Below are 12,510 nucleotides of genomic sequence, written 5' to 3'. Positions count from 1 at the left end.
ATGAAGATCTACAAAGTTGGCGGCGCAGTGCGCGACCGCTTGCTGGGCATCGACGTCACTGACATTGACCGCGTCGTTGTCGGCGCGACCACCGAAGAGATGCTGGCCAAGGGGTTCAAGCCTGTCGGCGCTGATTTTCCGGTATTTCTGGACCCGAAGAACGGCGACGAATACGCCCTCGCCCGCACCGAACGCAAGAGTGGCCGGGGTTATGGCGGCTTTGTGTTCCATGCAAGCCCAGAAGTTACGCTGGAAGAAGACCTGATTCGCCGCGACCTGACCATCAATGCCATGGCGGAGGACGATGACGGCAACCTGATCGACCCTTACAACGGCCAGCAAGACCTGAAAGCCCGCGTCCTGCGCCATGTTTCCCCGGCGTTCGCCGAAGATCCCCTGCGAGTGCTCCGCGTAGCAAGGTTCGCCGCGCGTTATGCACATTTGGGTTTCAAAGTCGCACCGCAAACCCTCGCGCTAATGCGCCAACTCAGCGAGTCCGGAGAACTGGAAGCTCTGACCCCTGAACGCAGTTGGAAGGAAATCTCCCGCGCATTAATGGAAGATCAGCCTCAGGTGTTTATTCAGGTACTGCGCGACTGCAACGCGCTGAAAACCCTGATGCCTGAAGTCGACGCCCTGTTCGGCGTACCGCAGCCCGAGGCACACCATCCTGAAATCGACACCGGCGTGCATACCCTCAGCGTGCTGGAACAGGCCGCTCTGCATCGGCAACCGTTGACCGTTCGCTGGGCCTGCTTGCTCCACGATCTGGGTAAAGGCCTGACACCTGTGGATAAGTTGCCGCAGCACATTGCCCACGAACATAGGGGGCTGAAGCTGATCAAGGCGGTCAATGAACGCTTCAAAGTGCCGCGGGACTGCCAGGAGCTGGCGCTGCTGGTCGGCCAATATCACACCCACGGCCATCGCGCCCTGGAGCTGAAAGCCTCGACACTGCTAGAGTTGTTGCAAAGTTTTGACGTGTATCGCCGGCCGCAGCGTTTCGAAGAATTCGTGGTCGCCTGCGAAATGGACGCCCGTGGTCGCAAAGGCCTTGAGCAACGCAGTTATCCACAGGCGGATTATCTGCGCGGTGCGGCGCAAGCGGCACGTAGCGTTGCGGTGGCGCCGCTGCTGGAGAAAGGTTTCAAGGGCCCTGAACTGGGTGAAGCGCTCAAGCGGGAAAGACTCAAGACACTCAAGGCTTACAAGGAACAGCGCGCTTTATAACAGCGCGCTCGGCGTCAATGGCTGGCCCCGCCATTCAAATGCAACCGGCGCCAGCACCTGATCGATATGCGAATCGCGCCATAAGTGCGCCATCGTCTTGCCCGCTTCGGGGTGTAGGCGATCCGGTGCCATCAACGACAGCGGCCATAAAACAAAGGCGTTTTTGAGGATTTCCGCTCGCGGCAGCACCAAACCGTCAAAGTTGCCGACCAGTTCGCCGTACAACAGCACATCGATATCCAGGGGCAACCCTTTGCGATCCGGCGCATAGCGACCGTTATCCGCTTCAATCGACTTCAACCGGCGATCCAGCTCCATCAACGGCAGGTCGGTATACGCCGACACGACCAGGTTGAAGAACGGCCCGCTCTTGATACCGACCGGCTGGCTCTCGAACACTGCCGAACAGCGTACATCCACCAGAAAGCCCGCCAGCGCATCCAGCCCCGCGCGCAAGTGGCGTTCGCGCTCGATATTGCTGCCAAGGCCAAGGTAAATCTGAGTTAGCGACATCCGCGCTCGATCTCCACGCCGACACCCTTGGCGGCCGGGACGGCTCCGGGCTTGGTCAATTTGAGGTGCAGCCAGGGAATCTGGAATTCGCCCATCAAGACTTCGGCCAGACGCTCGGCAAAGGTTTCCACCAACTGGAACTGGGATTGCTCGGCGAACTCCTGGATCCGTGCGGATACGCTCGCGTAGTCCAGCGCCAGGGTCAGGTCGTCACCGGCCGCGGCCGGGCGATTGTCCCAGGCGAAGCTCAGGTCCAGACGCAGGCATTGTCGGATGCCGCGCTCCCAGTCGTAGGCCCCGATCACGGTGTCGACTTCCAGGCCTTCGATAAACACTCTGTCCAAGCACTCTTCTCCGCAGCACGACAAGGGCGCGATGCCCCGTTAGAATCAGGGCGTCCTCGCCCGGAATAGTTAGCATGTTTTGGTCACTGGCGATTCTCGCCTACCTGCTCGGCTCGCTGTCCTTCGCCATTTTGCTCAGCCGCCTGACGGGAAATCCCGATCCGCGAATGGGTGGCTCCGGCAATGCCGGCGCTACCAATATGCTGCGTCTGGCCGGCAAAAAACTTGCGGTCCTGACATTACTAGGCGATGTGTGCAAAGGCCTGTTGCCCGTGCTGATCGCCAGCCTTGCCGGCCTGACCCTGCAACAACAGGCCTGGGTGGGCGTATGTGCCGTACTCGGCCATCTGTTTCCCTTGTACTTTCGCTTTCGCGGCGGCAAAGGTGTCGCTACGGCGGCCGGCATGCTGCTGGGGATCTACCCGCCGGCGGCGCTACTGGCCGTACTGGCCTGGCTGCTGACGTTCTACCTGACCCGCACCAGCTCGCTGGCAGCGCTGATCGCCACGCCCCTGACCTTGCCGTTGCTGGCCTGGCAGGAACCGGCGGCGCTATTACCGATGAGCGTGTTGACGCTGCTGATCGTCTGGCGCCATCGCGGCAATTTACGCGACCTGTTTGCTGGGCGCGAACGGCATTTTTAAATACCGGTTCACACCCCCGTTACAAAGGCGACAACTGCTCCATCGGCCAGCGCGCCTGCACGCTGATCGCCAGGCTTTCATGCTGCCCCGCCTGCAAACGCTGGCAACCGGCATAGGCAATCATCGCGCCATTATCGGTGCAGAATTCAGGGCGGGCGTAGAACACATCGCCCTTCATATCGCCGAGCATTTTTTCCAGAGAACTGCGCAACGCCTTGTTGGCGCTGACGCCGCCGGCGATCACCAGACGTTTCATGCCCGCTTGCTTGAGGGCGCGCTTGCACTTGATGGTCAAAGTCTCCACCACGGCCTGCTGGAACGCCAGCGCGATGTCGCAACGGACTTGTTCGCTGTCGTCCCCGGCGCTGATGCTTTGCTGCCAGGTATTGAGCGCGGAGGTTTTCAAGCCGCTGAAGCTGAACATCAGGCCCGGGCGATCGCACATGGGCCGCGGGAACGTGTAGCGACCGGCGACGCCCTTTTCGGCGAGGCGGGCGATTTCCGGTCCACCGGGATAATTGAGGCCCATCATCTTGGCGGTCTTGTCGAAAGCTTCGCCGGCCGCATCATCCAAGGACTCGCCGAGGAGGGTGTATTGGCCGATGCCGTCCACCTGAACCAGCTGCGTATGACCGCCGGATACCAACAAAGCGACGAACGGGAACTGTGGCGGTGCTTTTTCCAGCATCGGGGCCAATAAATGGCCTTCCATATGGTGCACTCCGAGGGCCGGAATGCCCCAGGCGAAAGCCAATGCCTGGGCGCAAGAGGCCCCAACCAGCAGGGCTCCGACCAATCCAGGGCCGGCGGTGTAGGCAATCGCGTCAATCTCGGTCGGCACACAACCGGCCTCGGCCAACACCTGGCGAATCAGCGGCAGCATGCGCTTGACGTGATCACGACTGGCAAGTTCCGGCACCACGCCGCCATAGGCGCGATGCAAGTCGATCTGACTGAACAGTGCGTCGGCCAAAAGCCCGCGTTCACTGTCGTAAAGTGCGACACCGGTTTCGTCGCAGGAGGTTTCAAGTCCCAGTACTAGCATGGGTTTGCGCCTTGTAGAGGCTGAATTCGAAGGCGCGCATAATAGTCGCCGCTCCACTTCCCGACTAGCGGTTTTCGATCAGAGGCTTTGCATTCCGGGCAATGAGGGGTTAACATCCGCAACCCTTAAAAACCGACGACCTCAGCCGTGAATTGTTTGCGACGAGAACGTTGATCCCGGTAATGAAAGAAGGTAGCTCTGGATGCCAGCCGTCAAAGTTAAAGAGAACGAACCCTTCGACGTAGCTCTGCGTCGTTTCAAGCGCTCCTGCGAAAAAGCCGGTGTACTGGCTGAAGTTCGTAGCCGCGAATTTTACGAGAAGCCAACTTCTGAGCGTAAGCGTAAAGCAGCAGCCGCTGTTAAGCGTCACGCCAAGAAAGTTCAGCGCGAACAGCGCCGCGCCGTTCGTCTGTACTAATACACAGACGATCGTAGCAAGCTTCTGCCAAGCCCGGCCCTCAGCCGGGCTAATGGCATTTGCGGATAACGCTTGATGCTTCATCGTCGACGCCGCACATGCGACCGAGACACTGCTTCACACGTCAGGACTGGCTCTTCTGCCAGCGGTGCACGTCTCTTCTGACGAGCCTAACAAGGCTACTGACGAGCACACTTATTTTTATAAACAGGCGATCGACCGTGTCGGCTGTGCCCATCACCGAGCTTCCGAGGCCACCATTGGCCAAGACCGGATGCCTGGGCGACATTTCCAAGCCGAAGACTGATAGACACTAACGTCAGCGAATGTTCGGCAGATACACTTCCTGACAGTCCAAGCAGAGAATTGATGATCAAGCCACCTGACGTGCGCTTGAATACTTCATGGGCCCTCATTTACACGCAGTGATGACGAGAACGCCATGGCCGGGCTAATTCCCCAGAGCTTTATTGACGACCTTCTGAACCGCACCGACATCGTCGATGTTGTCAGCTCGCGCCTGCAAATGAAGAAAGCCGGCAAGAACTACACCGCCTGCTGCCCATTTCACAAAGAAAAGACCCCATCCTTCAGCGTCAGCCCCGACAAGCAGTTCTACTACTGCTTCGGCTGCGGCGCAGGCGGCAATGCCCTCGGCTTTATCATGGACCACGACAACCTGGACTTCCCCCAGGCCGTCGAGGAACTGGCCAAAGCCGCCGGCATGGAAATCCCCCGCGAAGAAAGTGGCCGCCCGCACAAACCGCGACAGCCCACCGATTCGCCGCTGTACCCGCTGCTGACGGCCGCTGCCGACTTTTATCGTCAGGCGCTTAAAAGCCACCCACAGCGTAAAGCGGCCGTTGACTACCTCAAGGGGCGCGGCCTCACCGGTGAAATCGCCCGCGACTTCGGGCTTGGCTTCGCCCCACCGGGGTGGGACAACCTGTACAAACACCTGAGCAGCGACACCCTGCAACAGAAAGCCATGATCGACGCCGGCCTACTGGTGGAAAACGCCGAGACCGGCAAGCGCTATGACCGTTTTCGCGATCGAGTGATGTTCCCGATCCGCGACAGCCGCGGACGGATCATCGCTTTCGGTGGCCGCGTACTCGGCGACGATAAACCCAAGTACCTGAACTCCCCGGAAACGCCGGTCTTCCACAAAGGCCAGGAGTTGTACGGGCTGTTCGAGGCGCGCAAAAACAACCGCAACCTTGACGAAATCATCGTGGTTGAAGGTTACATGGACGTAATCGCCCTCGCCCAACAAGGCCTGCGCAACGCCGTCGCCACCTTGGGTACCGCCACCAGCGAAGAGCACATGAAACGCCTGTTTCGCGTGGTGCCCAGCGTATTGTTCTGCTTCGATGGCGATCAGGCTGGCCGCAACGCGGCTTGGCGCGCACTCGAAGCCACACTGTCGAGCCTGCAAGATGGCCGACGCGCACGCTTCCTGTTCTTGCCCGAAGGCGAAGACCCGGACACCCTGGTGCGTTCCGAAGGCACCGACGCCTTCCGCGCACGCATCAATCAACACGCGCAGCCGCTGGCGGACTATTTCTTCCAACAACTGACTGAAGAAGCCGACCCGCGCTCCCTCGAAGGCAAGGCCCACATGGCCACCCTCGCAGTGCCGCTGATCGACAAAGTGCCCGGCGCTAACCTGCGCACCTTGATGCGCCAGCGCCTTTTGGAAATCACCGGACTCAGCGGCGAAGCCGTGAGCCAACTGGTCCATAACGCACCGCAGGATACCCCGCCCGCCTACGACCCCGGCATGGACTATGACGCCATGCCTGACTATGCCGACTTCCATCCACAGCAGGAGGCATATGCCCCGCAGCAGGAATGGATACCAAAAAAACCCGGCGCCGGCGGCAAGAAGTGGGACAACAAGAAACCCTGGAACAAGAACGGTAAACGCGGTGATCGCGATGAGGCATATGCCCCGCGCACCCCGGTCGCTGTAGAAGCGCCAACGCTGATTGCCCTGCGCACACTAATTCACCACCCGCAATTGGCGGGCAAGGTTGAAAGTGCGGATCATTTTGCCAACGAGAGCAACACTTACGCCCAGGTACTGATCGCATTGATCGAGGCGATGCAGAAAAATCCTAAGCTAAACTCTATTCAGCTGATGGCTCGTTGGCATGGCACCGAACAAGGCCGACTGTTGAAAGCGCTCGCGGAAAAGGAGTGGCTAATTGACGGCGATAACCTTGAACAACAGTTTTTAGACACCATTACTAGGTTATCCGCGGGTCAGCATACGCAGACCCTCGATGAACTTATCAAGAGAGCAAGGCAGCCTGGATTATCGGCTGAAGAGCAAATTCAGATAGCAAAACAGATGCGCGACCTCTTAAAACAGAATGTTTCCGCATCAAACCCGACCTCAGCTGGCGTGTGAGGTCATAGCTCGGGTATAATCCTCGGCTTGTTTTTTGCCCGCCAAGACCTTCAGTGGATAGGGTGTTATGTCCGGAAAAGCGCAACAGCAGTCTCGTATCAAAGAGTTGATCACACTGGGTCGTGAGCAGGGTTACCTGACTTACGCGGAGGTCAACGACCACCTGCCTGAGGATATTTCAGATCCAGAGCAGGTGGAAGACATCATCCGCATGATTAACGACATGGGGATCAACGTATTCGAAACTGCGCCAGATAAGGATTCCCTTATGCTGGCCGACGCCGATACCGACGAAGCCGCCGCTGAAGAAGCTGCCGCCGCGTTGGCTGCGGTGGAGACCGATATCGGTCGCACGACGGACCCTGTGCGCATGTATATGCGTGAAATGGGTACGGTCGAGCTGCTGACACGTGAAGGCGAAATTGAAATCGCCAAACGTATCGAAGAGGGCATCCGTGAAGTGATGGGCGCAATCGCGCACTTCCCAGGCACGGTTGACCACATTCTCTCCGAGTACACCCGTGTGACCACCGAAGGTGGCCGCCTCTCCGACGTCCTGAGCGGTTACATCGACCCGGATGACGGCATTGCGCCGCCTGCCGCCGAAGTGCCACCGCCTGTCGATGCGAAAGCCGCGAAAGCCGACGACGATTCCGATGACGACGATGCTGAAGCCAGCAGCGACGATGAAGAAGAAGTCGAAAGCGGTCCGGACCCGATCATCGCTGCCCAGCGCTTCGGTGCGGTTTCCGATCAAATGGAAATCACCCGCAAGGCCCTGAAAAAGCACGGTCGCGCCAACAAGCAGGCCATTGCCGAGCTGCTGGCACTGGCTGAGCTGTTCATGCCGATCAAGCTGGTACCGAAGCAATTCGAAGGCTTGGTTGAACGCGTTCGCAGCGCTCTTGAGCGCCTGCGTGCACAAGAGCGTGCAATTATGCAGCTCTGTGTTCGTGATGCACGCATGCCGCGTACAGACTTCCTGCGCCAGTTCCCGGGCAACGAAGTGGACGAAAGCTGGACCGACGCACTGGCCAAAGGCAAAGCGAAGTACGCTGAAGCCATCGGTCGCCTGCAACCGGACATCATTCGTTGCCAGCAGAAGCTGAGCGCGCTTGAGGCCGAAACCGGTCTGACGATTGCCGAGATCAAGGACATCAACCGTCGCATGTCGATCGGTGAGGCCAAGGCCCGCCGCGCGAAGAAAGAGATGGTTGAAGCCAACTTGCGTCTGGTGATCTCCATCGCCAAGAAGTACACCAACCGTGGCCTGCAATTCCTCGACCTGATCCAGGAAGGCAACATCGGCTTGATGAAGGCTGTGGACAAGTTCGAATACCGTCGCGGCTACAAGTTCTCGACTTATGCCACCTGGTGGATCCGTCAGGCGATCACTCGCTCGATCGCCGACCAGGCCCGCACCATCCGTATTCCGGTGCACATGATCGAGACCATCAACAAGCTCAACCGTATTTCCCGGCAGATGCTGCAGGAAATGGGTCGCGAACCGACCCCGGAAGAGCTGGGCGAACGCATGGAAATGCCTGAGGATAAAATCCGCAAGGTATTGAAGATCGCTAAAGAGCCGATCTCCATGGAAACCCCGATTGGTGATGACGAAGACTCCCACCTGGGTGACTTCATCGAAGACTCGACCATGCAGTCGCCAATCGATGTCGCCACCGTTGAGAGCCTTAAAGAAGCGACTCGCGATGTACTGTCCGGCCTCACTGCCCGTGAAGCCAAGGTACTGCGCATGCGTTTCGGCATCGACATGAATACCGACCACACCCTTGAGGAAGTCGGTAAGCAGTTTGACGTGACCCGCGAGCGGATCCGTCAAATCGAAGCCAAGGCGTTGCGCAAGTTGCGCCACCCGACGCGAAGCGAGCATCTACGCTCCTTCCTCGACGAGTGATACCAGAACCCCCGGCCCAGGCCGGGGGTTTTGTTTTGCCCAGATAAAAATCCCCGCTTCACCCCTCCTGAGAAATGCCCGTCTACACTCGAAACATTCCCCGTGCCATAACGAGACCGTTATGCCCAGTTTGCCGACCGTGATACTGCTGTCGCTGCTGACCTGGACCGCAACGGCTGGCGCGTTGACTCTCACTGAAGATGAGCGTGGCTGGTTGGCGGACCATCAGGAGCTGCGCTTGGGGGTGGACACTTCGTGGCCTCCCTTCGAATATCGTGACGAGAATGGCCACTACCAGGGCCTGGCTGCGGACTATGTGCGCCTGATTCAGGATCGCCTGGGCATCAAGATTAAACTGATCGAGCCGGCGAGCTGGGGCCAGGTGTTGGAGCAGGCTCGAAACAGTCAACTCGATCTCATACCGGGCGTCATGTCCACACCGGAGCGCCAGAACTTCCTGGCCTTCACTCGACCTTACATCGACTTTCCAATGGTCATCCTTGCTCACGAAGGTGGGACGCGCCCGCGCACGCTCAAGGAGCTCTATGGGTTAAAAATTGCCGTAGTGGAAAACTACGCCCCCCATGAATTACTGCGTACCCATCATCCCGATCTCAATCTGGTCGCCTTGCCCAATGTCAGCTCCACGCTCCAGGCGCTGGCCACCGGAAAGGTGGACGCCGTAGTCAGCGACCTGGCCTCCAGCGTCTGGAGTCTGCGCGAACTCAAACTTGAAGGCTTATATGTCAGTGGTGAAACGCCCTACCGCTACCAACTGGCGATGGGGGTACCACGGAACGACAAGATACTGGTGAGCATCCTCGACAAAGTACTGGCGGACCTCAGCCCTGACGAAACCAGCGCGATCCAGCAACACTGGGTGGGTAATTTCTCGGATAACCGCACTTTCTGGAACGATCTGCTGCTATACGGCCTGCCCGCACTGCTGTTGATGAGCGCCGTATTGATCATCGCGATTCGGATCAATCGCCGGCTCAGCTCGGAGATTTCCCGCCGCGTCGCGCTTGAACAAGAACTGCGCAGTAGCGAATACCACTACCGCAGCCTGGTGGAGAGTTTGTCGGCCATTGCCTGGGAAGCCAGCATCGCTGATTTTACCTACAGCTATGTGTCCCCCCACGCCGAGGAACTGCTGGGCTATCCCCGCGCGCATTGGCTGATTCCAGGGTTCTGGCGCAACATCATCCACCCCGCCGATCTGACCCGCACCGAAGCCTATTGCCACCGTGAAACCCGCGCCAAGCGCGATCACAGCGTTGACTACCGCGTAATCACTGCCGACGGCCGCTGCCTGTGGGTACGCGACATCGTTAGCCTGATCGAACACGGCCATGAGCCCGTCCTGCGCGGCTTGATGATTGATATCAGCGAAGCCAAGCGCACCGAAGAGGCGCTGCAGCTGTCCGAGCAGAAGTTCGCTTCGGTGTTCCAACAATGCCCGGACATATTAGTAATCGCCCGTTTCAGCGATGGTTGCCTGCTAGAGGTCAATAAAGCGTTTGAAGACCAGATCGGCTTAAGCGCTGCTCAAGTACTGGGTAAAACCGCCACTGAATTGAACATTTGGGGCATCGACGACGCAGGGCCCGACTTGCTGCATCGGGTGCAGACCACCAGCATTCGCAATCTGGAAATGTCCTTTCGACGCAGCAACGGCCAAGCCTTCACCGGGCTGATTTCCGCGGAGCCATTCCAGCTCGACATGGTGGAAGCCATCGTCGTGGTGGTGCGCGACATCACCCAGCTCAAGGAAACCCAGCAACAGCTGCAAACCTCCGAGGAGAAATTCGCCAAGGCCTTTCATGCCTCGCCCGATGGCTTGCTGCTCAGCCGCCAGCGCGACGGGCTGCTGATTGAGTTCAACGAAGGTTTCAGTCGCCTCACCGGTTTCACCGCCGCCACGTCCATCGATCAGACCGCCTTGGAGCTGGGCATCTGGGTCGACCTCAATGAACGCAAACACCTGTTGGAACTGATGCGCCGCGACGGGTTTGTGCGCGATTTCATCTGTCATATCCGCCGTGCCGACGGCCTGATACGTCTGTGCGAATTGTCCAGCCGCCCGCTACCCATTGGCGACGAGGCCTGCATGCTCACCATTGCCCGGGACATCACTGAACGCCAGCTGATGCAAGAAAAGCTGCAGCAGGCCGCCACTGTGTTCGAGAGCACCGCTGAAGGCGTACTGATTACCGACACTCGGCAGAACATCATCGCCGTCAACCGCGCCTTCAGCGAGATCACCGGCTACAGCGAGGCCGAAGCACTTGGCCAAACACCACGCTTGCTGGCCTCCGGTCTGCATGACAGTGCCTTCTATGCGGCGATGTGGCATCAGTTGACCTCTCACGGCCATTGGCAGGGCGAGATTTCCAACCGGCGCAAGAGCGGCGAGCTTTACCCCAGCTGGTTAACCATCAGCGCCGTGCGTAACCGCGAGAATGTCGTCACTCACTTCGTGGCGGTGTTCGCCGATATCTCCAGCCTCAAACTGGCCCAGGCCCGACTCGACTACCAAGCTCATCATGACCCCCTTACCGGCCTGCCGAATCGCACGCTGTTTGAAAACCGGCTACAAGCCGCGCTCAACGGCCATCAGCAAACCGGCAAACAAGGCGCTGTGCTGTTCCTCGACCTCGACCGCTTCAAGCACATCAATGACAGTCTCGGCCACCCTGTCGGCGACCTGCTGCTTAAAGGCATCGCGCTGCGCCTCAAGGAGCAACTGCGCGACATCGACACCGTCGCGCGTCTGGGCGGCGACGAATTCATCATCCTGTTACCCGGCCTGCAACATGAAGGCGATGCCGAGCACTTGGCCAATAAACTGCTGGCATGCTTCACGCCGCCGTTTCAGGCCGGCGAGCATGAGTTCTTTATCAGCGCGAGCATCGGCACCAGCCTCTATCCCCAGGACGGCACCGACGTCGCCACTCTGGTCAAGAACGCCGATGCCGCGATGTACCGCTCCAAGGCCAAGGGGCGTAATCGTGTCGAATGCTATACCCGCGACCTCACGGTTCAAGCCAAGGAGCGCGTAGCCTTGGAACATGAGCTGCGCCGCGCCATCGAACGCAATGAGTGCAGCCTCTATTACCAACCCAAACTCTGCCTGAAGACCCACGCCCTGATCGGCGCCGAAGCCTTGATCCGCTGGCACCACCCAACCTTTGGCGACGTGCCGCCCGAACACTTCATCCCGCTCGCTGAAGAGAACGGCATGATCCTGCAAATCGGCGACTGGGTGCTGGAACAAGCCTGCCGCCAACTTCACGCCTGGCAAGGCACGTTCGATGATTTCGGCCCGCTGTCGGTCAACCTCGCCGGCGCACAGTTGCGTCATCCCAACCTGCTGCCGCGCATCGAACAACTGCTGCACGACTACCGCCTGGAGCCCGGCTGCCTGCAACTGGAGATCACCGAAAACTTCATCATGAGCCAGGCCGAAGAAGCCCTCGATGTGCTGCACGAACTCAAACGTTTGGGCGTCCAACTGGCGATCGACGACTTCGGCACTGGGTATTCCTCCCTCAGCTACCTCAAACGCTTGCCGCTGGACTTCCTTAAGATCGACCAATCCTTCGTCCGCGGCCTGCCCGATGACCCCCACGACGTTGCCATCGTGCGCGCCATCATCGCCCTGGGCCACAGCATGCAATTCACCATCATTGCCGAAGGCGTGGAAAACCCCGCACAACAAGCCTTCCTTGCCGACGAAGGCTGCGAACAGATGCAAGGCTACATCGTCAGCCTGCCTTTGCCGCCGGAGCTTTTTGCCGCCACGTTCCTTCGTATGACAGTTGAGGATTTTTCGGATAGCACAGCGAGGAAACCATCGCTATAATCCGCGACCTGTTAAGGGCCTATAGCTCAGTTGGTCAGAGCAGAGGACTCATAATCCTTTGGTCCACGGTTCAAGTCCGTGTGGGCCCACCAACTCCAAAGCCGCGCATTGCGCGGC

The 12,510-nt window shown here is 58.9% G+C and carries 9 protein-coding genes and 1 tRNA gene; 7 read left to right on the top strand and 3 right to left on the bottom strand.

Annotation, left to right across the window (positions count from 1 at the left end; genetic code table 11):
• The gene (locus tag ACFZPT_RS18775) at positions 1-1,230 is read left to right on the top strand and encodes a multifunctional CCA addition/repair protein (protein ID WP_034115278.1); all 1,230 of its coding nucleotides are present in this window, start codon (positions 1-3) and stop codon (positions 1,228-1,230) included.
• Here the strand turns inward: ACFZPT_RS18775 and folK are convergent.
• The gene (folK, locus tag ACFZPT_RS18770) at positions 1,225-1,743 is read right to left on the bottom strand and encodes a 2-amino-4-hydroxy-6-hydroxymethyldihydropteridine diphosphokinase (RefSeq protein WP_034101079.1); all 519 of its coding nucleotides are present in this window, start codon (positions 1,741-1,743) and stop codon (positions 1,225-1,227) included. The two genes, ACFZPT_RS18775 and folK, sit on opposite strands and share 6 nt — an antisense overlap.
• Positions 1,734-2,087: a dihydroneopterin aldolase gene (gene folB / locus ACFZPT_RS18765; protein WP_034115279.1), complete on the bottom strand. Its 354-nt coding sequence runs from the start codon at positions 2,085-2,087 to the stop codon at positions 1,734-1,736. The genes folK and folB overlap by 10 nt, the downstream gene beginning before the upstream one ends.
• 74 nt (positions 2,088-2,161) lie before the next feature.
• Here folB and plsY point away from each other — a divergent pair, with 74 nt between their 5' ends.
• Entirely contained in the window at positions 2,162-2,731 is a 570-nt protein-coding gene (plsY, locus tag ACFZPT_RS18760) for a glycerol-3-phosphate 1-O-acyltransferase PlsY (protein WP_034101082.1), read from the top strand.
• A 19-nt stretch (positions 2,732-2,750) separates the two neighbouring features.
• On the opposite strand, the gene tsaD is transcribed toward plsY, so the two are convergent.
• Entirely contained in the window at positions 2,751-3,776 is a 1,026-nt protein-coding gene (tsaD, locus tag ACFZPT_RS18755; RefSeq protein ID WP_034115280.1) for a tRNA (adenosine(37)-N6)-threonylcarbamoyltransferase complex transferase subunit TsaD, read from the bottom strand.
• 202 nt (positions 3,777-3,978) lie between these two features.
• Between tsaD and rpsU the strand changes: the two genes are divergently transcribed.
• The 5 genes from rpsU to ACFZPT_RS18730 all read left to right on the top strand — a co-directional run bounded on the left by rpsU (position 3,979) and on the right by ACFZPT_RS18730 (position 12,485).
• Positions 3,979-4,194, top strand: coding sequence for a 30S ribosomal protein S21 (gene rpsU, locus ACFZPT_RS18750; RefSeq protein ID WP_002551877.1), 216 nt, complete (start codon positions 3,979-3,981; stop codon positions 4,192-4,194).
• A gap of 442 nt (positions 4,195-4,636) precedes the next feature.
• Complete coding sequence (dnaG, locus tag ACFZPT_RS18745) at positions 4,637-6,610, top strand: DNA primase (RefSeq protein WP_379555516.1); 1,974 nt, start codon at positions 4,637-4,639, stop codon at positions 6,608-6,610.
• 67 nt (positions 6,611-6,677) lie between these two features.
• Positions 6,678-8,528 carry an RNA polymerase sigma factor RpoD gene (gene rpoD, locus ACFZPT_RS18740; RefSeq protein WP_034101087.1) on the top strand — a complete coding sequence of 617 codons (1,851 nt, stop codon included), beginning with the start codon at positions 6,678-6,680 and terminating at the stop codon, positions 8,526-8,528.
• Positions 8,529-8,649: 121 nt separating this feature from the next.
• The gene (locus ACFZPT_RS18735) at positions 8,650-12,393 is read left to right on the top strand and encodes a bifunctional diguanylate cyclase/phosphodiesterase (RefSeq protein ID WP_099312157.1); all 3,744 of its coding nucleotides are present in this window, start codon (positions 8,650-8,652) and stop codon (positions 12,391-12,393) included.
• Between the two features lie 15 nt (positions 12,394-12,408).
• Positions 12,409-12,485: transfer RNA gene (locus ACFZPT_RS18730), tRNA-Ile, on the top strand.
• Positions 12,486-12,510 lie beyond the last annotated feature (25 nt).

Origin of the sequence: Pseudomonas sp. MD330_10 (genome assembly GCF_042610415.1) — a bacterium.
GTDB lineage: Bacteria > Pseudomonadota > Gammaproteobacteria > Pseudomonadales > Pseudomonadaceae > Aquipseudomonas > Aquipseudomonas rhodesiae.
Note: the sequence above shows the minus strand (reverse complement) of the source record. Positions and strands in the feature narration are given on the sequence as shown.